The sequence below is a fragment of the Pseudomonas algeriensis genome, from assembly GCF_048847255.1.
Classification (GTDB): Bacteria; Pseudomonadota; Gammaproteobacteria; order Pseudomonadales; family Pseudomonadaceae; genus Aquipseudomonas.
Genome location: NZ_JBKKRK010000010.1, coordinates 63861 through 88446, shown reverse-complemented (window position 1 = coordinate 88446; position 24586 = coordinate 63861). Strand labels below are relative to the sequence as shown.

Annotated in this window: 27 protein-coding genes and 1 pseudogene; 4 read left to right on the top strand and 24 right to left on the bottom strand. The window is 58.4% G+C overall.

All coding sequences use genetic code 11. From position 1 onward, the window contains the following. Positions 1-34: 34 nt before the first annotated feature. From ACLK1G_RS16565 to ACLK1G_RS16540, 6 genes and pseudogenes are all read right to left on the bottom strand, one after another. Positions 35-1183: a site-specific integrase gene (locus ACLK1G_RS16565; protein ID WP_420766392.1), complete on the bottom strand. Its 1149-nt coding sequence runs from the start codon at positions 1181-1183 to the stop codon at positions 35-37. Further along, positions 1180-1392: a hypothetical protein gene (locus tag ACLK1G_RS16560; protein ID WP_420766391.1), complete on the bottom strand. Its 213-nt coding sequence runs from the start codon at positions 1390-1392 to the stop codon at positions 1180-1182. The genes ACLK1G_RS16565 and ACLK1G_RS16560 overlap by 4 nt, the downstream gene beginning before the upstream one ends. A gap of 587 nt (positions 1393-1979) precedes the next feature. Then, a complete protein-coding gene (locus tag ACLK1G_RS16555; RefSeq protein WP_420766390.1) occupies positions 1980-4700 on the bottom strand; it encodes a toprim domain-containing protein in 2721 nt (906 codons plus the stop codon). A gap of 69 nt (positions 4701-4769) precedes the next feature. Continuing rightward, positions 4770-5009 carry a hypothetical protein gene (locus ACLK1G_RS16550; RefSeq protein WP_420766389.1) on the bottom strand — a complete coding sequence of 80 codons (240 nt, stop codon included), beginning with the start codon at positions 5007-5009 and terminating at the stop codon, positions 4770-4772. After that, positions 5006-5296, bottom strand: a complete 291-nt coding sequence (locus tag ACLK1G_RS16545) for an Ogr/Delta-like zinc finger protein (protein ID WP_420766388.1) — start codon at positions 5294-5296, stop codon at positions 5006-5008. Before ACLK1G_RS16545 ends, ACLK1G_RS16550 begins: the two co-directional genes overlap by 4 nt. A 43-nt stretch (positions 5297-5339) precedes the next feature. Then, positions 5340-5531 (bottom strand): annotated as a pseudogene (locus ACLK1G_RS16540) (DNA-binding protein); the annotation flags it as partial. Positions 5532-5645: 114 nt separating this feature from the next. On the opposite strand from ACLK1G_RS16540, the gene ACLK1G_RS16535 reads away from it, so the two are divergent. Further along, positions 5646-5981 carry a helix-turn-helix domain-containing protein gene (locus tag ACLK1G_RS16535; protein WP_420766387.1) on the top strand — a complete coding sequence of 112 codons (336 nt, stop codon included), beginning with the start codon at positions 5646-5648 and terminating at the stop codon, positions 5979-5981. Between the two features lie 364 nt (positions 5982-6345). On the opposite strand, the gene ACLK1G_RS16530 is transcribed toward ACLK1G_RS16535, so the two are convergent. Next, positions 6346-7044, bottom strand: coding sequence for an SOS response-associated peptidase family protein (locus tag ACLK1G_RS16530; RefSeq protein WP_420766386.1), 699 nt, complete (start codon positions 7042-7044; stop codon positions 6346-6348). A gap of 97 nt (positions 7045-7141) precedes the next feature. Here ACLK1G_RS16530 and ACLK1G_RS16525 point away from each other — a divergent pair, with 97 nt between their 5' ends. The 3 genes from ACLK1G_RS16525 (at position 7142) to ACLK1G_RS16510 (ending at position 10561) form a co-directional block, all read left to right on the top strand. Beyond that, positions 7142-7573: a LexA family protein gene (locus ACLK1G_RS16525; RefSeq protein ID WP_057452066.1), complete on the top strand. Its 432-nt coding sequence runs from the start codon at positions 7142-7144 to the stop codon at positions 7571-7573. After that, positions 7560-8840: a Y-family DNA polymerase gene (locus ACLK1G_RS16520; protein ID WP_420766385.1), complete on the top strand. Its 1281-nt coding sequence runs from the start codon at positions 7560-7562 to the stop codon at positions 8838-8840. The genes ACLK1G_RS16525 and ACLK1G_RS16520 overlap by 14 nt, the downstream gene beginning before the upstream one ends. A gap of 1310 nt (positions 8841-10150) precedes the next feature. Then, entirely contained in the window at positions 10151-10561 is a 411-nt protein-coding gene (locus tag ACLK1G_RS16510; RefSeq protein WP_420766383.1) for a hypothetical protein, read from the top strand. Between the two features lie 612 nt (positions 10562-11173). Here ACLK1G_RS16510 and ACLK1G_RS16505 read toward each other — a convergent pair. The 17 genes from ACLK1G_RS16505 to ACLK1G_RS16425 all read right to left on the bottom strand — a co-directional run bounded on the left by ACLK1G_RS16505 (position 11174) and on the right by ACLK1G_RS16425 (position 24533). Continuing rightward, complete coding sequence (locus ACLK1G_RS16505; RefSeq protein WP_489685934.1) at positions 11174-11656, bottom strand: hypothetical protein; 483 nt, start codon at positions 11654-11656, stop codon at positions 11174-11176. Positions 11657-12090: 434 nt separating this feature from the next. Then, positions 12091-12936, bottom strand: a complete 846-nt coding sequence (locus tag ACLK1G_RS16500) for a DNA cytosine methyltransferase (protein ID WP_420766382.1) — start codon at positions 12934-12936, stop codon at positions 12091-12093. After that, a complete protein-coding gene (locus ACLK1G_RS16495) occupies positions 12897-13097 on the bottom strand; it encodes a Com family DNA-binding transcriptional regulator (protein WP_420766504.1) in 201 nt (66 codons plus the stop codon). The genes ACLK1G_RS16500 and ACLK1G_RS16495 overlap by 40 nt, the downstream gene beginning before the upstream one ends. 44 nt (positions 13098-13141) lie before the next feature. Beyond that, a complete protein-coding gene (locus ACLK1G_RS16490; RefSeq protein WP_420766381.1) occupies positions 13142-14410 on the bottom strand; it encodes a phage late control D family protein in 1269 nt (422 codons plus the stop codon). Then, positions 14407-14847, bottom strand: a complete 441-nt coding sequence (locus tag ACLK1G_RS16485; RefSeq protein WP_420766380.1) for a phage tail protein — start codon at positions 14845-14847, stop codon at positions 14407-14409. The genes ACLK1G_RS16490 and ACLK1G_RS16485 overlap by 4 nt, the downstream gene beginning before the upstream one ends. Before the next feature lie 6 nt (positions 14848-14853). Continuing rightward, the gene (locus ACLK1G_RS16480) at positions 14854-17397 is read right to left on the bottom strand and encodes a phage tail tape measure protein (protein WP_420766379.1); all 2544 of its coding nucleotides are present in this window, start codon (positions 17395-17397) and stop codon (positions 14854-14856) included. Continuing rightward, positions 17387-17506: a GpE family phage tail protein gene (locus ACLK1G_RS16475; protein ID WP_420766378.1), complete on the bottom strand. Its 120-nt coding sequence runs from the start codon at positions 17504-17506 to the stop codon at positions 17387-17389. The genes ACLK1G_RS16480 and ACLK1G_RS16475 overlap by 11 nt, the downstream gene beginning before the upstream one ends. An 8-nt stretch (positions 17507-17514) precedes the next feature. Then, a complete protein-coding gene (locus ACLK1G_RS16470; RefSeq protein WP_420766377.1) occupies positions 17515-17844 on the bottom strand; it encodes a phage tail assembly protein in 330 nt (109 codons plus the stop codon). A gap of 19 nt (positions 17845-17863) precedes the next feature. Further along, on the bottom strand, positions 17864-18379 hold the full coding sequence (locus ACLK1G_RS16465) for a phage major tail tube protein (protein ID WP_420766376.1): 516 nt from the start codon (positions 18377-18379) through the stop codon (positions 17864-17866). A 29-nt stretch (positions 18380-18408) separates the two neighbouring features. Continuing rightward, on the bottom strand, positions 18409-19578 hold the full coding sequence (locus tag ACLK1G_RS16460) for a phage tail sheath protein (RefSeq protein ID WP_420766375.1): 1170 nt from the start codon (positions 19576-19578) through the stop codon (positions 18409-18411). A 128-nt stretch (positions 19579-19706) separates the two neighbouring features. Beyond that, on the bottom strand, positions 19707-20066 hold the full coding sequence (locus ACLK1G_RS16455; protein WP_420766374.1) for a DUF6124 family protein: 360 nt from the start codon (positions 20064-20066) through the stop codon (positions 19707-19709). A 401-nt stretch (positions 20067-20467) separates the two neighbouring features. After that, positions 20468-20896, bottom strand: a complete 429-nt coding sequence (locus ACLK1G_RS16450) for a tail fiber assembly protein (RefSeq protein WP_420766373.1) — start codon at positions 20894-20896, stop codon at positions 20468-20470. Positions 20897-20898: 2 nt separating this feature from the next. Further along, complete coding sequence (locus ACLK1G_RS16445; RefSeq protein WP_420766372.1) at positions 20899-22098, bottom strand: phage tail protein; 1200 nt, start codon at positions 22096-22098, stop codon at positions 20899-20901. Further along, positions 22095-22712 (bottom strand): phage tail protein I, encoded by a 618-nt coding sequence (locus ACLK1G_RS16440; RefSeq protein ID WP_420766371.1) that lies wholly within the window; start codon positions 22710-22712, stop codon positions 22095-22097. The genes ACLK1G_RS16445 and ACLK1G_RS16440 overlap by 4 nt, the downstream gene beginning before the upstream one ends. Continuing rightward, complete coding sequence (locus tag ACLK1G_RS16435) at positions 22712-23623, bottom strand: baseplate J/gp47 family protein (RefSeq protein WP_420766370.1); 912 nt, start codon at positions 23621-23623, stop codon at positions 22712-22714. The genes ACLK1G_RS16440 and ACLK1G_RS16435 overlap by 1 nt, the downstream gene beginning before the upstream one ends. Continuing rightward, positions 23620-23964: a GPW/gp25 family protein gene (locus tag ACLK1G_RS16430; RefSeq protein WP_420766369.1), complete on the bottom strand. Its 345-nt coding sequence runs from the start codon at positions 23962-23964 to the stop codon at positions 23620-23622. The genes ACLK1G_RS16435 and ACLK1G_RS16430 overlap by 4 nt, the downstream gene beginning before the upstream one ends. After that, the gene (locus ACLK1G_RS16425) at positions 23961-24533 is read right to left on the bottom strand and encodes a phage baseplate assembly protein V (RefSeq protein ID WP_420766368.1); all 573 of its coding nucleotides are present in this window, start codon (positions 24531-24533) and stop codon (positions 23961-23963) included. The genes ACLK1G_RS16430 and ACLK1G_RS16425 overlap by 4 nt, the downstream gene beginning before the upstream one ends. Between the last annotated feature and the right edge of the window lie 53 nt (positions 24534-24586).

Genomic DNA, 24586 nt, shown 5'->3' with positions numbered 1-24586 from the left:
TTTGAAGGCAGTCGTCCGTCTCAGGATAGTGGCGTCAGTCAGCAGAGGGTGAAACAACAGGGACACTATGGTCGTAGACATCCATCATCTTAGGGTCACGATGTCCACTAGCCTCTTGTTTGTCCGCCCTGGTGCCCGTCGTGTCGGTGATGCCCCGCCGCTTCAAATCATGCAGCGCAAACCGATCCTCCGGCTCCACGTCCCCATCCGCAATCGCTAAAGTAATAAACCGCTGCCAAGCCGTATCGAGACTGCTTTTTCGAAGCGGTCCACCGTGACTCGCAACGATGATGAACCGCTTGGAAGGTGAGATTGGAATCGCAGTTTTCCGACGCTCCCAGGTTCTAGCGCGAAGCGCTTTCGCGCTCTCCCACACCGCCCGCAGCCGCGGAGTCCAACGAACAATATTATCCCGGCTCCCCTTGCGCCGATTGGTCAAGATCCCCTCGTCCAGCTCGTTGGCATCCGTGAGCGTCACGACCTCTATACCTCGCAGCCGGCATAGATAGGCCAACTCCATCACGCAAGCCAAGTACTCCGGACAGCCACCTGGTTCATTGCGCACCAGACGCCCACGTGCCGTTGCGCGATCAATCAGAACGTCCATCACCTTATGCCGTGGCAACCGTCTCCGCTTTCGCTCAATCGGCGCCTCGATGCCCAGCGCAGGATTCACATCAAGAAATCCACGGTTGCGACCCCACTGCAACACGCGGCGCAAGTAGCGCAGAGCATGCGCAGCTTTCGAAGGTGTGCCTTCGTCTGCCAGCCGATCGACAATGCGCTGAACCAGCGCGGCGGTGAATCTCTTCACCGCCAGATCGCCCAGGGGCTTACCCAGCTTGGTGGGGATGTTCAGCAACACGTCCCGGGAGTAGCAGTAATCACCATGGGTTTTCGGGGCGAGCTTTTTGTAACGGTCGCTCAAATGGAACTGCTCGCACACATATCGGAGTGTGCCCCTGTCAACGTTGGATGCCTCGTCCATGATCCGGTGCAGTTCTGCCAGGGTACTGTCAGCAGGTGCAATGTTCTTGCGGCGCTGTTTGCCCGTTTCGTCGTAGTGCAAGGTGTACCAGACGCCACTGCCGCGATGGTCAAAGTAAACGCCTGCCGGCAGGGCGGCTTGATCGATGTGCCCTGGGATGTGCGGATTGTGCTTACGCTTCCTGGCTCGCCTCATAAAATTTCGGCCTCGTATCGTTCCGCTGTCGCGGGCCACAGCCCACCGGCCTGGTTGATGAGATTGATCGTAGTCCAAGGGCCGAGCCGACCACGGAATAATCGAACGCCCTGGTCTATCAAAGTGCGCTCGACATCCGACCGGCGAGCGTAGCCAGTGATACGTTGTAGATCTTCAAAGATCAGGACTCCATCTATCGGCTGGCTCATAGCAGAACCCCTCCATCCCCGTCGGCGCACATTTCTAGACTGACATGGAGGCGGAGTCGAAGCGCATGAAAGGCAGCGCAGCCTAGGTGGCAGCTGATTTGATGACGCTCAAGCATATCGCCCACCCCTCACTTTTTTAGCAGCGGCCTTCTCTGCCATCAACGCTGCCCATTCTGTCGATTTGCGCTTCTGCCTGATCCGGCTACAAGTCTGGTGCCTGCGCGTCACCCTTGCTTTACCGCAAATATCGCAAATGCTTGGCAGATCCAGGCGCTGGCCTGCCAGCGGCGGTCGTTCGCGAACTATGACGCCGGCCGGGGCGACGACTTTTGAATCTAGCGTGGTAGGCTCTGGCTGGCCACCGTTGTGGGTTTGATCTCGCATGTCTCTCTCCTTGAGGGTGGTAGGTGCCGAGGAATGGCCGTTCCTCGGCACTGTCCTTTAGTTCTTGGCCTGGTCTCGCTTGATGATGCCGACGACTTCGGTCCGGTCTTTCGCATAAGCGAAGGGCAACGTCTCGCGGGGTCGTGTAATGGGATACCGCGCTTCGGGTAAGCGACATTCGGGTTGGTAAAGAACGGTGCCGCTTAGGCGTTCTGGAAGGTCCAGCAACGCACGGTGGTAGATTTCCTAGCCATCGCGTTATTGGCTGCCTGGGCCGCTCGAACGGCGCTGTAGGTGGCCTTGTTCACCTCCAGCAGCTTGCGGCTGCGGCTATTGACCAAAAGCGTGCGCAGGGTCTTGAGATCCGCGAGGTTCTGTCGGTGATCGCTGGCTTTTTCGGCGAAGTCGTTGAGGTTGATGGCGATGAGTTTTGGATCGATGCTGTGATTGACCTGCGGCCCTTCGCCGAGGCTTTCCAGGTACTCGTAGACGTCCCAAAACTCGGCAACCAAAGGATGGTCAGCACTGATCGCTGACTGACGTTCCAAAGCCATGGTGGTCAGTGCCTGATGGGTAGTGACGCGCTGGTTTTCATCCAGCGGACAGACCAAACAAAGGCAGTCCACCAGCGCCATGATCTGGCTATGGTTCTTGATGATCCGCTCCACACGGATCTCCTTTAGTTGGCGCAGACACTGCTCATGCACTGCCACGCGCTCGGCAAACTTCGCCATGACCTGAGCTTCAGCTCGCACAGCCATCAGCAGAAAGTGACTGAGCTGTTCCACCGGGATCAGGTTCAGGTTATCCGCTGCTGCACGACTCTCAGTGGTCACTGCTGGCCGAGCAAAGTGAGTTTTGATAATCCGGGTCAGGATCGCCTCCGACGCGCTGACGTCGGCGTTCTGGCTGATGGCGACGACACCCCGAAACGGTGGCTCGTAGGTTTCGTTACCACTGGTTTTCATCCCCCGCGTGCCGAGGGTGCCGCCGCCAAAGAAGTCTTTCAGCTCGTCCCAGTCAAAGCCCTTGGCATGTGCTTTATCCGGCTCGTTGCGGTCGCCCTCGATCAACACCACCGGCATATTGGAAACTTGTCCCATTGCCCGCTGGCGGCCGGCACGCGTCGATTTCGACGGATCGAAACCTTCATGTTCTCGGCCTAGGAGCTTCCAGAGAAAAGTCAGCAGCGTTGTTTTACCGGCACCGGCCTCGCCCGTGACCTCCAGGAAGGGAAACGACTTGTACTGTGCGCGAATCTGCTCGGCGAACAACGAGCCAAACCAGAACGCCAGCGCAACGATTCCCTTGGCGCCAAAACATGTCCAAAGCATGGGCAGCCAGTCGTTGCGGTAGTGCTTGGCATCACGCTGGATGTGCATGGCAATCGACTTCTGCAGCGTCTTGAGCCGCAGCTTGTCGAACTCAAAGAAGTCTTCTTTATTGACCTGGCTGACGATGCCATTACGCACGGCAATATCGCCGAACACATAGGCGCCGTGCTCCTTGCTGTAGCCCACATAATCGATGGTCTCTACAGTTTTCAGCCCATAGAGCTGGTCCTTCATGATCTTGTCGAGCTGCTGCCCGCTGCCGGTGAACACCGCGCCGGCCGCCATGCTGAGTAAGCGCTTCTTGAACTCGCTGGCGGCGGCGACCTGGCCGCCTGTGAAAGTGTTCTTCACGCTGCCGCCGTCGTGCGGAAAGTCCACACGGAAGTAGTACCAGGACTCGTCGGTTACCTCGTTGCGCTGGAAGTACAGCGCCTGGGGATAGCAGTTGGCGATTTCGACAACACCACCACATTGGCGCAGCGCCTTGTCCCGACGTTGTTTATCGTTAAGCAGTTGGTCTTCGTGGCGCTCCGAAGACTCCAACGCCTGCATGGCTTTATGGAATTTCTCCAAGTCCATCTTGAACCAGTACAGCCGGCTCTCAAACTCGAAGTGAAACTCATAACGCTCGCGCCATTCGTACATCAGCACGCCTTTGTCGGTCGCGCTTTCGGCGATCAGAAGCGAGCCGTGATAGCGGGCAATCGCCAAGTCTTTTTTGACTTGCTCGGTACGCTGGGGCTCGTCATCTATAAAGGCCCAGCGCTGATGCAAATCATTCCAATCAACCTTGCGGCTGTCAGGTTGGGGGATCTGCGCTGCTTCGCATTCATAGCCCAGGGCGCGTGCCTGTCGTACCCATTGTTTGGTGTATTTGTGTGCGCCGGGCTCGTTGTCCAAGGCCCAGACCAACTTGGGCAACTTGCCGCCGCGCAGTCGTGCCAGCTCTCTCAATGACTCTTCGGGAAAGGCGTTGGAAGACATAGCCGACACCGCGGCAATGCTGTTATGCACCAGAGCGATAGCGTCGAAGATCCCCTCAACAATCCACAGTCCTGCGACGTCTAACAATTCGACGCAAGGCGGACACCACCACACCCCGCGAGGACTCTCGCCAGGCTTGAACCGAGCTTTCATCTTGCCGAAGCGGTGCGGACGATCGATCAGCCGTTCCCAATATCCACCTTTGTCCAGGGCGAAGCGGACGGTAGTGCTGCCTTCATTCAGCTCTCGGGAGTAGTATGACTCTTGGCTAAACCAGCCCTGAATCAGCTCAAGGCGAAACCCACGGGCAAACTCTAGATAGGCTCGAGCTGTTGCGGTGGGGTATTGATCGCAAGAGGGCGCTCGACGGCTCCAGTCATTGAACAGATCCTCGTACAACTCCTTAACGTGCCAGCGCTTCGCACATTTGCCCTCGCGACCGCAAATGATCAGCCACGGTTTCGAAACCCGGGTATAGAGCTCTTTTTGTCCACAGGCTGGGCATTTGCCGCCGCGCCAATAGACGGCACTGTGCCGCGCCTTGAATCCGTAATCGTCCTTGAGCCGTTGAAGCACTTCAGCTCGTAGCGTTTCTGACTGTTCCATGTCGCACCAACCGATGGGCAATACAAACCCAGCCCTACGGTCGAGTAGGGTTGAGTCAATGATTAAGAGTTAAAGCGAGGAGGGGTGGTCGAGGCCGGACGCCGCGTTATGCTCAGTCCAGGCTAACTGCACCAGTTTCGTCGCAATGCCGGACGGCACCTCAAGTGCAACGATCAGATGATGGATACAGTTTTTGAACAACTGATCGCCATCGGCCAGATGTTCGGCTTGGTGTCGAGCCAGATAGGCAAGGGCGGCCTGCTGCATACTGCTGCGGTAATCAAGCGAAATAGGCTGGGTATCGTTCATTCAGTCCGCTCCATCCTTAAGTGGGGTAATAGTTCGAGTTGCGCGACATTCGTTGTCATCGCCTCACGACGTAGCGCGACATCTGCCAAAGGTAACTTGACCGACGAGTTGGCCATCCCGCTGGGGCTCATCTCGTGTGTCATTTCAAACTCGGCGCGAACAGACCAACCGCACGCCTCGTTAGTGCATTGCAAATAAGCAATGCGAAGAAAAATATGCGTGCCTTCACTTGTGCGGATGCGCATCCGTGATTGGCAATGGGGGCAAACCAATTTGTAAGTGCTCACGGCGGCGTCCTTGCGCGAGGGCTGATGGGGTGATGGTTGCCGGCACAGTGCCGAGCTTGATGCCCAATAACACCGCGGCCCGATGGGCTTCGCCGCGGCGTCCTTTCTTCCGGCCATTCAGCAGGTCGCTGACCAGGTTGCTGTTCAGCGCGTTCTGACGAGAGAACTGCGCAATGCTGATACCTTTTCGATCAAGCATCGCTCGGGCTTGCTCGGGTGTGAGGGGGGCGGGCATAGTGTCCATTCGTGGGCATCCGTGTTGATTTGGTGCAATTATGCCCAAGGATTTGGTCCTGTAAAGGGTGAAAGCTTGAAAAGTTGTGCATCTGAAAATGACATGGACGTTGGCGTGGGTGAACGCTTGCGCGAAGAGCGGACGCGGCTTGGGCTCAACCAGGAGGCCTTTGCGCAACTGGGTGGCATCACGCGCAATACTCAAGGCAGCTATGAGAAAGGAGAGCGAAACCCTGATTCCGTCTACCTCACGGCGGTGCTCAAGGCTGGTGTCGACGTGCCATACGTCCTGACTGGAAGGCGCACGCGACGTGGGCTCGAAGGCTTGAGCGAGGCCGAAGAAACGCTGCTGCACCAGTTCAGGATCTTGTCTGGCTATGACCAAAAAGCTGTGCATCGCATCATCAGCGCAATGGCAGAAGTTACCGGTCTTTCGAACGCCGAGAAATAACTAGTCGTATTTAAACGATTCGTTACGACGAATTTCAGTTTTGATTTCCCACACGCCTAAGTAACGTTGCGCACGCAATGCACTTAATGGAGTAGTGGGCATGTTGGATCAGGATGACAAAAAGAACATTGGCGTGGAAAAGAACCACCGCGAGAGTTCTGAGCTAGCACAGGATGAATGGAATCTTCTTACATGGTATCGGAAGTTATCTGATGCAGATCGTGGCTATGTAAGACACGTTGCAAAGTCGCTGGCGTGTGCCCCTGTATCTTAAGTTGCAGAGAGGTGGGGACTGCTTTTGCTGTGGGGTTAGAACAGAGCCGCGACCACATTCCTACGCCGCACTGGATTCCCATCGGAACTGTCAACATGGGTCATCCAGCGGAAGGATTAGCTGCGGCCCTTGATACCTGACATTCCCCACATCCCTGCCAACCCGAAACCACTCGAAGTCCTCAGTCGGCCGACACGCGGTCTTGGCGATCTCTTCAGCCCTGGCCGCGTCCAGCTCAGGATCGAGCCATTCCCGAGCTATTGAAGGAGCGAGCACCAGGGGCCGCCGGTCATGGATATCGACCATGCCCTGGTCACTGGCCGCGGTGACGATGACGTACCCGTCCTGGTCGTTCGGTTCCAATCCAGGTGTCACCTGCGCTAGGGCACCGAAGAACATCGGCGCCTGGCTTTTCAGACGGATAAAATAGGGCTGCTTCTTCTTGGGATCATCGGGATCCTTGACCCACTCAAACCAGCCATTGGCAGGCGCAATGGCTCGGCCGTTCGGCCAAAGCTGCTTGAAGAATTTCCCGGTGGTGACCGTTTCAACTCGGGCGTTGATAGGGTCAGGCCTCTTGCCCTTAGCCCAAAACGGCGACCATCCCCATCGCACCTTATCGATGCTCAACCCACCGTCCGCCGGCCGGATGATTTCCACGCGAGTCGTGGGTGCCACGTTGTACCGATCGATGGCCCAAAGGTCGTAGCCGTTGATTACCAGCTGCTGTGGGGCCAGCTCTCTCAGGTAGTGGTCCATCGGTTCGTAAATCGAATAGCGTCCACACATGGTGTCACCCGTCGAAATTTCCTACACATCAATTGACCACGCACACCCCGACGAGTTTACTGTATGTGCATACAGTAATTTACGTTGAGTTCGCATCATGAGTGTCACCATCCTTGGCCCGCTGTTGGAAGGGGGCGAAAAGCTCCCGCTGTACTCGTTCCAGATTCCTGCGGGCTTCCCTTCGCCGGCAGCCGACCACATCGAAAAGCACATCTCCCTGGACGAGCTGTTCGAGATCCGAGCCCCACACGTCTATCTGGCAAAGATCGAGGGCGAGAGCATGCAGGGCGCCGGCATATTTTGCGGAGACCTGGTGGTCGTCAATCGCAGCCTGACCGCCGAGCATGGCGATATCGTCATCGCCGGGCTCAACTCCGAGCCCATTTGTAAGCGCCTGCACATGCGTGACAACACAATCATCCTGTTATCGGCGAACAGCAAGTACCCGCCGCGCTACGTGATGGAGGGCGACGAGCTGATTATCTGGGGTGTGGTGACCTATAGCGTGCGCGACCATGGCAAACCGTGAACAAGTCTTTGCGCTGATCGACTGCAACAGCTTCTACGCCAGTTGCGAGCGCGTATTCCGGCCGGATCTGGCGAAGACCCCCATCGTCGTGCTGAGCAACAACGACGGTTGCGTCATTGCACGCAGCTACGACGCCAAGCCCTTCGTGAAGATGGGCGCGCCGTACTTCCAGATAAAGGACGTGCTGCGCCGCAACGGCGTCCAGGTGTTCAGCAGCAATTACGCGCTTTACGGCGACATGAGCGAGCGGGTGATGACCATCATCGAATCCATGGTGCCGGCCGTGGAGGTGTACAGCATCGATGAGGCCTTTGCCGACCTGACAGGTATTCGCGGCGATCTAACGGCGTTCGGTCGCACCATTCGCGCCGCGGTTCACAAGCGCACCGGCATCCCGGTGGGCGTCGGCATCGCTCCCACAAAGACCCTGGCAAAGCTCGCCAACCACACCGCCAAACGTCTTCAGGCTCACACCGGTGGCGTTGTGGATATCTGCGACCAGGTCAAGCGTGACTGGGTGCTGCGCAACACCGACGTGAGCGAAGTGTGGGGGGTGGGCCGGCGGATGAAGGTCCATCTCGAAGGACTGGGCATCAAGACGGCCATGGACTTGGCGAAAGCCGACCCGTGGATGCTCCGGCAGAAATTCAGCGTGGTCATCGAAAAGACCGCCCGCGAGCTGGCCGGCACCTCATGCCTGGAGCTATCCGACACTGAGCCGCCCAAGCAGGAGATCTGCAGTAGTCGCATGTTCGGCAAGCGCTTGACGACTATAGAGCCGATCAAGGAGGCGGTGGCCACCTACGTCCACCGGGCGGCGGAAAAACTACGAGTGCAGAACTCGTTGTGCAAGAAGATCCGCGTCAGCATACGCACCGGCATGTTCAACCCAGAAGAGGCGAAGTATGCCAACGGGGCCTTGGTCGAGCTGCCTTACCCAACCAACGATGTTCGGTTGCTGACGAAGGCGGCGATCGAGGCGGTGAATCGTCTGTTCAGGCCGGGTTTCAAATACAGCAAAGCTGAGATCCTGCTGATGGATCTGCGTCAGCCTGGTGAATTTACGGACGACTTGTTCGCCCAGTCCCAACCGCAGGCCGCTGAGAAGATGATGGGCGTCCTGGATGAGATTAATCAGCGGTGGGGGCGTGGAACCTTGCGTACTGGTAGCGTGCCGGCCAGTCCTGATTGGGGGATGCGGCGAGAAATGATGAGCCAGAGCTTCACAACGAGGATTGATCAACTCTGGACGGTGAGGTGTTATTGAGATCTCTCTCCAACAAGACCAGGGGCCTAGGCCCCTGGTCATTCCATTTTAGAAGAGTATGCGGATCAAACGGATTGACCAATACGCGGCTTGCAGCGCACGGATCAACTCTTCAGGAATAAAACGAAAGGTGATTTTCACCATTTCTAAATGCTCCTCATATGGAAGATTAGGTTCTATTTAATAGAACCTCCATCCCGCCACCGCATCCCAACAATGATTGAAGTTTTCACTATGTCAATGTATGAATGCACTTTACGCAACTACGTACGTACTTACGTACGTTTAGTCAACGAAACCAGGTTGACTGAGGTGCGATCAGCCCATAACCTTTGTTTTGCGAAGACAAGTGAAATGGCTGAACCGGCGGTTGAACGAATCATCAGGTTTTTTTGAAACCAGAGCAACCACGATTTTCAGCCCGTAAAGCCCGGCTCCAGCCGGGCTTTTTTGTGCGCGGAAGGTTTAGAAAATAATCTTCGAAGCGCCAGTGCCTGGCTGGTAAGGCTTTCACTGGGTTATCCACATTTGATCCGATTGGCACGGATTTACTTATGTAAACCCCTAGAGGCGTACATCTCCACTTAAACATCCGACGGACGGTAGGCTAAGAGTTTTGTGGCTACTAAACTTCAGCTAAGTGTGCAGCAGAAGTGCTGCATAAGTGCTGCATAAGTGCGCAACACATCTGTTGCGCAACATCGCGCTATAGGAGGCAACACAAGTAAACACAATGCACGTGTTATCTGTACTGTGTCCCTTGGGTTAGTCCCACATCAAGCTCTTTCATAAAAAACGCATCGGTGAGCGTCGGGGAGAAATGCAAGGAGCCGTTACAAATTTAGGCTCATCGAGCCTGAAAAAAGCTGTCGTTTTAGGCTCAAAGAGCCTAGTATCGATTCCGTTGGTGGCATGCGGAAAGCCACTCGACTCTGAGGGGGCTAGCCATGCCGCCGGCGGAGAACGAGATGAAACTTTCTGAGGTAGCGACCATCCGCACGCGCTTTCCCGAGGCACATTTCTGGATCGTACGGCGGGGCTCCATACAACGGTGCGGCGAGCCCACCCGGAGCTACAACCCCGAGTACATCGGGTTACGGGTGGAACGAACTGATCTGTTGTTACCGGATTACCTGTTTTACTGTCTCGCAGCGATTCACCAGCGGGGCGACTGGCAAAGGGTAGCCACCGGGACGTTGAGCTTGGTCAATATCCGTGTTTCAGACGTTCGACGTATCGAGCTGTCGCCACGGTAAGCAAAGGGGGCCGGAAGGCCCCTGACGCTTCACAGGCGCTTAAGGAATTGGTTTATGAACATCGATCTACCGAGCATTACCGAACAGCAGGCTTTCGTGTTCGAGGCGGCAACGAAAGCGGGCGTTGCGCAGCTCCAAGCCAACCTGAAGGCACCGAAACTGACAGGACAAACCGAGGTGGACGAAAGCCAGTACCCGCGTACCCACCTGCTGACCGAGCAAGAGGGATGGGAGCCACCGCACCGGGATCTGATCGGTGCCTACTTCCGACACTTCCAGGCGCATTTTCCTGCGTATAACACCGACGCAAAGCTGGCGGGGTTATTAGGCTTGTCCTCGGATCGTCGAGTCAGGGCTTTCAAGGACGGCAGCAAAGCACCGCCCTATGGCGTCTGGCGCCGCTTCCTGGTGCTGACGGGACGTGTCCCGCAGGAAATCATTCCGGTACTCGCTTTCATGGCGTAGACGACTGGGTGCTCGTCGGGTAGGCGTGCGGTAGTTGAAGGTAAAGCGTAGAAAGGGAGGTGAAGCGTCGGCGAGCTCGTATCAGCCACGGCGTTGACATATTTTCGTATGAGGGAGCAAGGCGATGGACGTGTACACCTGTACTGGATGTAACGAGCTATTCAAAGTCATCTATCTGAGTGGGGAGTTCCCTGGGGGCAAGGAGCGGGAAAATATTGACTGCCCCAGTTGTGGGAAAAATGCCGGAAGTGAGGTGACTAGCGCGGTGTTGAGCACGAAGGCGCTGACCGATCAGGAGAGGGCGACGCATCTAGCAGGAGGGACTTTGTACTGACAGCCCCGGGGTTGCCGTGACGCCGACCGGTGAAGCCTGATTAGCAGATACGAAAGCGCTACGGCCCTGTCTGCCGGGGTCATTCCAGTTTGACGGGACCGTCAAAGCCGAGTAGATTATGGCCTGTCGATACGGACCGGAACCCGAAAGGGGGTATCGATTTCGGAGGTGAAAACCTCTCCTAGCCAGTGAGCGGGATAAGCGAAAGCGAAAGGACAGGCCGATATAGAGATTCAGCTGAAAGCCCCAAGTGCGCAAGCCTTGGGGCTTTTTGCTTTCTATACGTTTTTGCCTGCGTTACGCATCTCCAGAATGTAGCGCACGTTATGGGGCTTGCCTCGTGGCAGCGTGGTGCGGCCCCATGTCGCCACGTCATATGCTGAAATTATTCGTAATTTGAGCTGATTCGTTGTTTTTGCTGGCTTGCTAATCGAGAAAAAGATTGCATAGTCATGCAGGTCCAGACAGTAGTACCGCTGGTTGTTTTGGACGAAATGCGGCACAGCCATTCCTTGATAGAAACGCCGTTCGATGTAATCTCGCAATTGCGTGCTGCAATGATAGCGATTTCCACAGAAATAACGGTGTTCACCATTAAAATGTAGCAATTCGCCGTTGCCTTTGTCGTCCGTGAAGCAATGGAAGCCGAATTCAAATTTTACTGTGACCTGCTCACCTGCCACGTCGAACGCCATCTCAAATGGCTGCAAATGCGCCATCGAAAGCGTCCTGCCGTTGATGTTCAGATCTCTCCATTGCATTTCGCAGACTCGGGTAGGGGAAAGCGCAGCAGCGTACCGGGGCGAAAATAGAGAAACAACAGAGATGTGAAAGAAGTCATAAAATACGGCTATTTGCACCGAACGTCGGCGTACGTAAATTTCTGAGGAATGAATGTGTGCGAAGCTCGGGTTGGCTTCAATCTATTCCGGTTTGACGGGACCGACAAAGCCGGGTAGATTAGGAACTGTCGATACGGACCGGAACCCGAAAGGGGGTATCGATTTCGGAGGTGAAAACCTCTCCTAGCCAGTGAGCGGGATAAGCGAAAGCGAAAGGATAGGCCGATATAGAGATTCAGCTGAAAGCCCCAGGCGCGCAAGCCCTGGGGTTTTTTGCTTTCAGAGTTCTAATCTGCACTTACTGGATAGATGTGCGGGGAGTGCAGGGACTTCCGCCTAGACGTGAGGCTGGGTCACAGCATCAAGATCCGCCCAACCCACTCCGCGACCTGCGTAACAACGGCGTTTCCGGCACTGAAAGCCTCCGCAAGGTTGGCCGCATCCAGTCCGAGGCAAAGCCCATCATCTTCAGACGCTCGCTGCCGCTCAACCATCTGATCCCATCCGTTCGGGTGAGCGACGAAAGTGGTACAGCCCATAGCGATCTGGGAGCCGGCCTTGTTTGCCAATAGAGTATTGGCAGCCCAGGCATCCGCGGGCCGAGGCCATTGGATCGAGCGAGACGCTGGAGGTATTGCGTCCACTGGCGCGGCGTCAGCCAGGAACTCGAAGGGGGGCATTCGTCGATAACCGGCGACCAGGAATATTCGACGACGTTGCTGGGGGACTCCGAAATATTGAGCATTAAGCACTCGCCAAAATCCCACATACCCGCAGTCCGCAAGGGCCCGGACGACTGTCTCAAAGTCTTGGCTATCGTTGACAGCGAGCAGGTTAACGACGTTCTCAAGCACCACCCAGCCAGGTTGTATCTCTTTGAGGATACGTATGACTTCCCAGAACAGGCCGCTGCGTTCGCCGCGTAGCCCTCGGGAGGCGTGGTTGTCTTCTCGGTATCCTGCAAGGCTGATGTCCTGACAGGGGAAGCCGGCGGTAAGCACGTCGACGGGGCAGAGGTTGTGGGCGCCACACTGGCGCACGTCTTCAAATTGCTGTGCATGGGGAAATCGATCGGCAAGCACAGCCCGGTTGATGGGGTTGAGTTCAACTTGCCAGGCGCTGCGGTATCCAGCGTTTTCAAATCCGACATCAAAACCTCCTATGCCTGCGAACAGGCTTCCAATAGTGGGTTGCTGCATTCATGAACTCGTTGTTCTGGATGCTCGCGGCACACTGAGGGGAGGCTCTGGGCCTTCAAATGGTTAAGCGTCCGGCAACGCGGACATTTGATCTGGAGTTCCTGGAAGCCGCTGGCGGCGGCCAGCTTGCGACAGCAATGGCCGCAACGTATGTCCTGCATGCAATCGTCCTTGAGTTGTTCGTAATCGTTTTTCCGTGCCCGAGTCATGGCGTCTCTGTCTGCATTCGTCGCCACTCCCGGTCAATCGCCCGCTTGGCCGATTTCTCCGTGGCGTACAACCACCGCAGTCGCTTAGGCCTGCTCTGATCACCGACCGACACTGTCTTTTCCTTCCCGGTCCTCCTGTCGCGGTAGTGAGCAATCACTCCGGTGAAGTCGCCTTTATTCTCTTCAGCCAGATCCTCAACCCTGTCCTCGGGCAGCTTGCTTTCCAACTCCAGATCGACCGTGTAACCGTTGTCCCCATTGAGGCTGTGCAGCACGTTGCCGCCGTACCAGACGATCGCGTCGATCTCCGGTTTTACGCCCTGAAGCGTGTAGGTCAATTCGGGAATCAGGTCAGGCCGCCCCCGGGCGAGGGAGTAGCTGAGCGTCGCGCTACCGCGCTGTAACCGATTGAATTCAGCACGAGCTGCGCGCAAGGCTGACTGGCGGTCGCTGTAGGTGTGGCGCAGGTCTTTGAGATAGTCGCCACCGCCGGCAATGGCTTCCTGTTTCTTCGCGCTGCTCACGTCGTAAAAATACGCTCGCACCCCGTCGTAGCTGTCGCGGTCGGCTTGCAGATAGCGATGTTGGTCGCCGTCGGCGCGGGTGAGGGTGACGTGCGGCAGGTCGGCGCCGCTGGCGGTCTTGCCGCCGCCTGCCGGCAGGCACAGCAAGCAACCAGCCTTGACGGTGACCACGGCGTCGAACGCTTCCCCGATGCGACTGATCAGGTTGGCGTCAGATTCGTTGGCCTGGTCCAACTGCAGGATGGGCGACCCGGTCAAGGCGTCGGCATCGCAGGCGGTCAGGCCGTTGCCCAAGGCGATATCGCCCAGCACGGCGCCGAGCGTGGTGTTGCTCCAACTGCGCTCGCGCTTGGTTTTGAAACCCTTGCGCAGGTCCGCCGAACGGGCGCGAATGTTCAGCACGTCCGGCGCGCCGCTGTGTTCGATTTCATCGACCGTGTAGCTGCCCTTGTCCACAAGGCCGGTGTCGCTCCAGCCCAGCCACAGGCGGATCACTGCGCCTTTCGGTGGGATAGTCAGCAGCCCATCATGATCGCTGAGGGTGATGCTGAGTTGGTCGGCCTCGATGCCGCGATTGTCGGTCAGGTCCAGGTTCATCAGGCGTGGGCTGATCAACTGGGCGATGTCCTTGCCATCGACAGTGATGCGAAACGCCGGCACGGGGTAAGCGGCATCGCGGCGATAGCCTTCGACTAAGCCGTAGATGTATCCGGTGACCTTGGACAGCGCCGCGTCGATCACAGCAGCGCCCTCATGATGCTGACGCCCACGCGGGTGGCCGCGCCGAGCAGGTCTATGCTGTCATCATCGATGCGCTTGAGGATGAGGGTGAATTCGATGCGTCGCGGCGTGCCGTCACGGAAGAACAGGGTTTTGGTTTCGTTCAGGCTGTCGATAATCCACAGGCCATAGATCCGCCCACTGCCTTCAACCATCGGCCAGGCCTTACCGGTGTTTGCCATCAGACGCAGCGCGTCGAGGCTCAGGGCGCTGCCGGCCAGCTCCGGCAGGATGATGCCGGGGAGAGTGATGGTGTCGTCACCGCGTCCGACAAACTGCCGAGCCGGCGCCGCGCCAACGCGAGGGTTGCTGGCGTGGCGCCATTCGGTTTGACGTTGCAGCGCCTGGTAGGCCGCAGTGGAAAGGCTGAAGACGAACATGCCCAAGGCAAGCATCATGGTCGGTTACTCCAGGTCCGCAAGGCGGCTGCGGCGTCGAGCCGCTTGATCGTGTTGATGCCGTGTCAGCTCGGCACGCACAGCCCGGGCGACCGCGTTGGCGTCCATGCCGGGCGTTGTGTGGATGTGAATGGCGTAGGTGTCGTGACTGTCGATGTGCTGCGAGGGGCAAGGGCTGATCGGGGCGCGATGATCGATTGTCATTGAATCAACGGACGCCAAGCGTCCACCGGCCTCGATGAGCCGTTGGCTTAAGACCGTCATGGCGCGCACGGGGTCGTCGGCGCGCCGTGATAGGCCCTGGACGAGACCGTCCATGGTGAAGCCGCCCAGCTCGGCAAACACTCGTGAAGGGCTGTGGATGCCGAGAGTTTCCTTGAAGGCGTCAATCGTTCGGGTGCCAAGCCGATCGACCACCTCCTTGAGCTTGCCGATACCGGCGGTCAATCCTTTAACCAGACCATCGATCATCAGCCCACCAAAGGCGGTAAAGCGATTGGGCAAATCGACGCCTAGGTACTTCAACACCGCCGCGAAAGCTTGGTAGATCAGCCCAACCGGACTGAAGTCCGCGAGCACTTTCAAGATGCCGCCCAGCCCGTCATCAAAGCCGCTTCGGATCTCGTCCCAAGCGCCAAGCAAATAGGCCGTCACGGCGTCCCAGTGTTGATACAACAGGTACGCCGCGCCGGCGATGGCAGTGATGGTCAAACCAATGGGGTTGAGCATCAGAGCACGCCCGACCGTCAAGAGTCCTTTGGCGAGAAAAGGCAGCACGGTACGGCCCAACGTCGTCAGCAGACCAATCAATCCTGGCAAGCGAAAGCCCAGCAACACCAAGAAATAACGTAGCGCAGCGAAAGGCAGCAGCACGCTCGCAAGGGCCAACATCAAACCGCCGACGCCGACAGCCAGCGCCGCAATGATCGCGACGGCTTTCACCAGCCCGGCCGCAAGCTTTGGATTTTCCCGCGTCCAGCTTTTGATGCTTCGAACAAGCTCGGTCACGGAATGAATCAACTCCCTCAAGGGGCCGTTCTGCTGGTCTTGCAGTTCAATACCAAAGTCTTGCCAGGCACTGCTGAGGGTAACCAGGTCTCCCTTGAGATTGTCCGCCATGATCTTGGCCGTACGAGCGGCTTCGCCTCGGCTTTGGCGCAGGCTGGCGATGAGTGTTTGCAGTTGCCCGGTGCCCGCTTGTTCGACCAGCTGAGCCATGCCCTTCACCGCTTCTTCACCGGCGATGGCTTTGAACAGGCCGCCTTTCTCAGCAGTGCCCAAGGCGCGGGTTTTGGCATGGATTTCCTTCAGCAGATCCGGCAGCGGGCGCAGATTACCGGCGGTGTCCGCTGTGATGATGTTCAGCTGTTTTAGGGCCTTTTCCGCGCCTTTGGGCGGTGCGGCCAAGCGGTTCATGATCGAGCTGAGCGCCGTGCCGCCCATGCTGCCTTGCAAACCCGCATCGCCGAGTTTGCCGGCCATCGCCGCGGCCACTTCCAACTCCACGCCGTAGGTTTTCGCCATGGGCGCGGCGTATTTCATGGTGTCGCCCAGCATTTGCAAGGTGGTATTGGAACGGGTGAACGTGCCCACCAATACGTCGCCCAAACGATCCATTTCATCGGCGGTGAGTCCCAGTCCCGATAGGATGTTTGAAGCGATGTCGGCAGTTTGGGCCAGCTCAGTACCGCCGGCCGCCGCGAGTTTGAGCATTCCGGGCATCGCGGTCTGGATGGCGTGGGGCTCAAAACCCGCCATGCCAAGATAGCCCTGCGCATCGGCCGCCTGGCCCGCCGTGAATTGGGTGGCCCCGCCCAGCTTGCGGGCTTGGGCGCGTAGGGCTTTGAGTGCGTCGGCCTGCTCCTCGAGTCGGGTGATGGCCTGCACCTGGCTCATGCTGGCGTCGAAGTCGATGCCCGGCGACAGCAACCGAGCGCCCGCATACAAAACCGAACCACCGCCCGCCGTCGCGACTGCCCCCTTGGCGGCCAGCTCGCCAGCGGTGCGTCGAGAGCCATCCATTGAGACCCGCGCAGCGTTGAGGCGTCGGCGTTGTTCCGTTAACGCGGTCAGTTGTTTTTGTTGCGCGCTGAGGCTGGCGGTGGTGCTGCTGATCTGGCGCCGCAGATGGCGTTCATCGCGGGCCAGGTGTTGGGTGCTGATGCCGGCGGCGGACATTCGGCTGCGCAGTGTCTGGAGCTGTTCGTTTTGTTTTTGATGCTGTTGTTTGAGCGCCTGAGCGGCCCGGACAGCCTTCTGAAAATGCTGGGTCATGGCACGGGTCGGCGCCCCGGTGGCCGCGAACTGTTGGCTAAGTGTTTTGACCTTATCCCGCGCTGCGTTGAGCGCCTGTTCGGTGCGCAGTGCGGCTGTGCGTTGGGCACGCCAGGCACTGACATCGTGCTGCTGCGCGTTGAGCGCCTTGAGTCGGTCGCGGGTTTCTTTCAAGGCGCGAGCGGTGGCGATGCTGCTTTTGTCGATGGCCTTCAGCGGGCCGCTGGCTTTGTCGATGGCGTCGAGCAGCACACGCAGTTTCAAGTCATTCGCCATCGGTGTTACTCCGTACACGGGCGCGCTCGCGCCATTCCATCAGCTCTTGCAGACCCAGCGTGTCCATGTCAGCCGGCGCCCAGTGGAAAACCACGGCCAGATCGGCCATGGCGTCTTCTACGCAACGAGGCAGGCATCGGGCTTCGCCGCTTTCTGCAATAAAAAACTGGCAATCTTGGCGCCGCAGGTGAACAAGTCGGCCGGGTCCAAGTTGGCGGCTTCCGGTGCGGTGATACTGGGCTGGCTGATGCGCGGCAGGATCTTGAACAGGGTGGCAACGTCCATATTCAGCAGGTCCACCAGTTGCACGCCGCGCAGTTCGCCGGACTGCGGTTTTCGTAAAGTAATGCTCTCAATGATGGTTTTGCCACGGATGATTGGGGTATCCAGGTGCACGGTGTTTTCGTCTTGGGGCGGCAGCGCTTCAAGGTTGTCTTGAGTATTCATAGCGGGTCCAGAGGGTAGGTCAGATGCCGATGGCTTTGCGCTGCTTGTCCAGCAGGTCTACGCCATCCACGATTTCAATGAAATTGAGCAGGTCGATTTCGATGATGTCTTCGTTGTCGACGATCAATCTGTAGTAGGTGCAGGTGGTGGTGATGCTGTGCTCGGTGTCTTCCCCGGGCTGGGCTTCACCCATCTCAATGGTCTCGTGGCGACCACGCATCACCACCTCGACCGCGCTGATGGCGTCGGTGTCGTCCTGCTGAAAGGCGCCGGAAAAACGCAACGCGATGCCCGATGCATTGACCGCGCCGAACTGCCTGAGAACGATCAGGTCCAGCCCACCGGTTTTCCAAACCAACTGAATGCCGTCGTCGGAGAAACCGAGGTCAGCCTTTACCGGGCCGTTCATGCCGCCGCCGCGATAGCCTTCCATCTTGCGGCCGAGCGGCGGCAGGGTGACGGACTTGACCACGCCCAGGTAACTGTTGGCGTCGTTGAACAGGTTGAGGTTTTTGAGTTTGCGAGGCATGGCCATGTCGGGTTCTCCGGTGCGCAGGGGCGGGTTCAGCTATTGATCTTGCTGGCGAAGTCGATCAGGTAGCGGTCGGTGATGCGCTGCCGCAGCGTGAGGTCTTCCAGCGGAGGCACAGGCGTGTAGTCGTAGTCCAGGAACAGCTTGCCGGCCTTGAGGGTGTCCTTGTCGTTGGCATCGTCTGGGTACCAGCATTTGCCGCCGATCAAATAGCCCGCGCCGATCATCTCGCGGAACTTGGCGTTGACCCCTTCGATGAGGTCCCGCACCAGGGACGCATGCAGTGGTTTGTCCACTGCCCACATGTGCGCCTCCGCCAGGGTGTCCGCGAGGATCTGCGCGGTACGGGTGTAATTCTCGAACGCGAACAGCGGGTCCGCGCTGGTGGTGCGACTGCCCCAAAAGCGAAAGCCGCCCTCGTTGATGAGCGTGGTCACATCCTGGCTGTTGAGGTAGTTAGCGTCGGTGGCGGGGTTCTGCAGATCCCAAAACACATCAGCACTGATGCCCGTGACGCCGTTGACCGGGACGTTGGACAGGGTTTTGTGCCAGCCCACTTCTTGATCGATCTTGGCGCGCAGACCCAAGGCGCGGGCCACCGCCGAGGCGGTCACCGTGGCGTTGGTAGCGGTGTTCCAATTCTGGAATTCAGGCCAGATGACCATCGCTTCTCGGGCGCCGAAGTTGGCCCGGTAAGCGACCACGTCTTCCTTGGTTTTGCAGGCCCAGGCGCTGACGTAGGCGAAGCCGCGTACCTGCTGAGCGATGGACACCAGGGCGGTGGCCACCGGCAAGCTGTCGAGGCCTGGTACACCTAGGATGCGCGGCACCATCCCCAAGCGAGCCTTGGCGGCGAGCAGGGCTTTCATGCCGGTGTATTTACCTTCGGCGGTAGTGGTGCCGATCAAGGCGCTGGTGGTCTCTTCTTCGGTGTCGCCTTCCTTCACGCGCACGACAATGGTGTAGGGCCTGGTTTGGTCGGCGATGGCCTGTAGGCTGGACGCCAGGGTGCCCGTGGTACCGGCTTTGCCGATGGCGGTTTGAACGTTGTTGAGCAGCACCGGCGTGTCGAAGGGGAACGCGGCCGCATCGGCGTCGTCGGCCGTGCAGACCATGCCGATGACAGCGGTGGGGATGGAGCGAATGGGGCGGGTGCCGTCGTTGAGTTCGATAACCCGCACGCCATGGAGATAATCAGTCATGGGTGCCTGCGCAGTGTTTGTAATGACACTGCACAGGCTGCCGCGCTTGCACCGATTGGGCGAGCCGGCTGCCCTGTAGCTAGGGGAACTACAAGCGCCGGCGAGCCCGTTCGGTCACGGCCCCGTTGCTAACGCGGATCGGCGATATCCTGCGCCCGATTCGCCAGTAGTTCGCTGACCTCAATCACTTGCTGGATCCCCAGCGCAATATGTCGGCGGGAACCTTCAAGATCGAAGGCCAGGTCGCTGATCATGGCGTTGGCAGAGGCTAGGTTTTCGCTGAGGTTGGCGAGCAGGCTTTCCGTGTCGACACTCTCTACGACAGTAAAAAGCTGACCCGGGGCAGGTTTTTTTCTAGGTTTGGCCTGTTTCGGCTTCAAATAATAATTGAGCGCCCGCTCATCGGCTTCGTGAAGTTGTTCCGGATCGAGGCTAGAGCTAGATGAGGCAGCGTCTAACTCCGGGGGATTGGGTGTGACCTTGAACATGGTGAATCTCCTGACCTGATTGGGCCACCATGACTTGTCGCTAAACAAGTAAGGGTGGCAGCTGGACGCAGGTTAGCGAACCGGGGGTACAGGAGCCCGGCAGACCCGAAGGTCTCCCGCGTACAGCCGCCATTGCAACGATTGCAGACATGAGTATCCGCAATGAAATCAGGAGCGCTGTTGCATCCATACCGATTCGGGTCGCTAAACCCGATCACTGATGAGCAGTGACAGAAACCAAGCTACCGATACGGACCAAGGCGCACAAGCGGGCGGATTCTGGCTTAGTTGTAGGCAAAGGCGCAAGGCGATGTAGCCTCTGGGCGAGCGTTCGGTGTTACCGGGTATGTGGCTGTAGGTTTAGTGCCTGTCGTTAAAAGAGCAGGGTGTTGCACACGTGTTTATCGAGTCCGGCCGCTTTCGCTTGACGTGGGCTCAATAGGCCAGGCAACCGAAGTAGGGAAACCTTCCTGCTGATCAATCCGATTGAGATCAACCCGGTAGTTCTTCCACAACCTCAATAGCTGTACCTCTGCTTCATAGGCTTGATCAGTATCGACCGCATCCTGTAGCGGCGCTATTCGCAATGCTGCCCGGGCCAGCCGTTCGTCACGACGAACCAAGGCCGCAGCGGCCAGTTCTGCCGACGTCGGTTCAGGTGCTTCCTGCAACACCGGATAACCTTGTCGGTTAGGGACTATCGAGGCACCAGGGCGACTCGCCACGTCTCTGTACAAATCTTGAAAGGCCTCATCGGAAATGAACACCGATCCAGCGGGCGGAATTTCAGAATGATCGAATCCACGAATATCAGCGATGTAGTAAGGCATGGTTAACGCTTCCCAATGATTCGGACAAATACGTGCAGCGGTGCCGCTGTGCTCGCTCTCAGTCCGCATGAGGACAATCCGGGAGTACCGTCAACCGACACGCCATAGTGGGCCCCACCGAAAATCACAACGGGGTGAACCCCGTATACCGCCGATAGCGTGTGCGGGTAGGTGATTGTGCTGGTACCAGAGGCGGACAACGCAACTTGCATCCATTGCTCGATAAAACGGTTCGGCCATTTTTGGAAACCAGCGGGGGAGTACTGCCCACTGAAAATGTCGGAGTATCCAAGCTGGGCAGACCCAGATGCCCACCAGCTCAAAGCGCCGTTGCCGATCAATTCGAGATTCGTTCCGGGGTCAAGCACCATGCTCTTGACCTGACCGGAGCCGGTGTTAATCGTATCGGCTCCAGCACAAGCGACGGTGATGGTGCCGCTTCCATTATTTCGAACGTGGACAGCTGAGCCGCTACGGCTATCACCAGCCGGGGGGAGCTTCACCGTGAATGTTCCAACGCAGGTCACCACCGCCCCGATACTGTCAGCGGTCAGGGTCAATGAGCGGGTGGCGTTGATGAACCCTCGATAGTTGCCCATGCCGCGTTGGACAAACTCAGTGGTCGCCAAGGCTGTTGTGTTGTCGGGCTGGGGGGGCGTCGGGGCCTTGGGTGTGCCGGTAAAGTTCGGCGACAGCAAGCGAGCGAAGCCGTGGGTGATGTCCTGAACGTTCATATCCACGTATTGACGGGTCGCCAGCACAACGGACGGGTCTATCTTTAGGTCTACGTTGGCGGTGCTGCTGACGATGAGGTTCATCCGCACCACCTGCGTACGGCCCGATCCCTGAGTCAGCAACGGCTTGAAGCTTGGCGCGCAGTTCGCCACCGCGACCATGTCACCGTCGGCGTCATACAAGCCGACTTCACGAATCCACCAGCCACCGACGTGCTCAGGGATGACTTGCTCGGCGATGATGATGTTTGGGTTGGCGGGGTCAACCTTCAACTGATTCAGCGGGGCACGGCGGCGCTCATTGATCAAGCGTGTCTGCTGCTCGCTGGGTATTGGGTCGGTGCCATTGGCGTCGCCCACGCCCATTTGCGCGAAGGTCCACGCAACGCCCAACGCGTTCGCGTTGGCTTGCTTGGCCTTACCGATGGCGGTGAGGATAGTGAAAAACTGGCTGTTTTGGTCTGTCATGGGTAGATGTCCATGGTGTCGATCTGGTGTTCACGGCCGCCCTGGTGGATGTAGCCCGTGACCTCGATGTCTCGCTGTGTGGGTGGGTAGATATCAATCTCGTCGCCCTCGGTGAGGCAGGCGCCGATATGAACAAGACCGGTGGTTTCCAGGTTGATGGCGAGCTCGGTCAGGTAGCGTGTCAGGGGCTTGGCATCGTCGATTAGCCAGGTCAGCTCCTGATACATCTGCTCGGTGATACCGGTGTCGAGCACGCCGACGTTGAGCCTGAAGGTAGCGCGAGGGCCGAGCGGAACGGTCTGCCACCACTCGATGATTTCGATCCGATAGCCGAGCGGTTCAACAACGCGGCGCAGTGCCCCGATGGTGCCCTTGCGCGAATGGATGTAGTACGCGCTACGGATGGCAGCGCGCTTGGCGGCTTCGGTCCATTTGCTGTCCCAACGATCCACGGAGAAGGTCCAGGCCAGATAAGGCAGCAGGGACAACGGACATAGGTCGGGGTTGTACAGCGTGCGCAACGGAATCGGCACACGCTGGATCTGGGCCAGCGCCTGCGCTGCTTGGCGCTCCAACGGCGTCGAATTGCTGGGGAGCAGGGGCGCGTCTGCCATCATTCGACCCCCAGCGCCAAATCGACGGCCGTGCAGTACGGGGCCTGGTACTTCGTGGCAACGATGTCCGTCCAGTTCTCCAGCACGACCTTGCGCACACCCTCAACGTGCAGCGAGGCGTGGATAATGGATTCCGAAACCTCCAAGCCCAGGCGTCGCCGTTGGTGCACGAAGGCGAGCAACTGCGCATTGGCTGCCGCAAGGATCAATTCGCTCTCAGGGCCCGACGTCGAAAGAAACAGCTTGGCTTTGACCTGGTAGTTGATGACCTGGGCGCTTTGCACGGTGAGCCGATCCGCGACAGGGCGGCGGTCGTCGTCGCTGAGGTAGGCATTAACCCTCGCCAGCAGCGCGGGCGATGCGCTGCCGTCACCCAGGATCGATTGCACGGTCACCACCGCCTCGGCCGGGGCGGGACTCTCGGCAGTGGCGTCGGCAACCTGGCCGTCAGCAGAGCGCGCATGAAAGATGTAGCTGTTGCGCGGGCCGGCAGTGCTGAGTCCTTCCCACGCCATTTGAGCCCGCTCCCGCAGGCTGTCGTCGCTTTCCATCAGCAGCGGGACCGGCGGCACGGCCGAGGGCTTGGCGGGCTGAATGACCAGGCGCCTGACGTTGAAGTTGCCGGCCAGGTTCTCCAGGTCGCTGCCCTTGGCGAGGGCCAGCATGTTGGCGACGGACGCTTCATTGACGCGCTGGCGCCATACCATCTCTCGGTAGGCGTTCTCTTGGAGCAGTTTGGTCAGGGGCTCAGATTCCAGCTCAAGCCGTGCAGCGATCTCGGCTTGTTCTTCGACCGGCCAGAGGCCGATTGCGTAGGCCTTGCGCTCGGCGAGGATCTGCTCGTAATCGACCTGCTCAACGACCTCGGGCGCGGGGAGCTGGCCCAGGTCAATCGCGACGAATGAGTTCATGCGCTACCCCCTAAGTGCAGCGGCACGCTCAGACTCAGCGGCTCGTTGCTATCGACGATGCTGCCCTCGATATCCAACGAGGATTGACCTTGCAGCGTGGCACCCTGGAACTGCACGCGGCTCAGGCTGATACGCGGCTCCCAACGCATCAGCGCCATGACGGTGGCCGCGTACACCTGCAGGCGGGTGATGTCGTTGAACGGGTGGTCCACCAATTCGGGTAATAGGCTGCCGTATTCGCGGCGCATGACTCGGGTACCGATGCGGGTGCTGAGGATGTCGCTCATGGATTGGGCGATGCTCTCGACGGTGGTGAGGGAGGCGCCGGTGTGTCGGTTCATTCCGGTTTTCCTGTTTTGCCGCTGCCTGGCATGACGCCGCTGTGCGGGTGCTTCACCAGACTGATGCCGGCAGCCACCACGTCCGCCGAGACGGTGACCTTTCCGGTGACGTTCTGGTTGCCTGTCTGGGTGTAATCGCCCTGATGCGTGATGTCGCCGACGATGTTGATACCACCGGTGCTGATCAGGTTGGTGGTGCCGCCCTCAGTGAGCGTGGCGTTGAGGTGGTGCTCGACGCTGTCGTACTCGATCACTGTGCCGTCGCGATAGGTGACGCGGTGTAGGCCTTCGCGCTCGCCGTTGGCGGGGATCTGGTCGCTGAACAGGCCGGTCAGGACGACACCGTTGCCGAGCTGGCCCGAGGGGCTGAACAGCAAAACTTGTTCGTTGACCGTCGGTGGATTCCACTCTCGGTCGGCGCCGGCTCGTAGGGCGATCCATGGCAGCCAGGCAGTGGTTAGGGTTCCGGTTTTGACTCGCACACGTGGGGGCTTCATCTGGACGGCGTCGATGGTGCCGTAGCGGATGAGGTTTTCGATTAGGCGGGCGAGGGTAGGTAACTTATTCATGGCGCCAATAATGGCGCCAGGTTTGGAAATAAATTACTTGCTACGATTGTCTA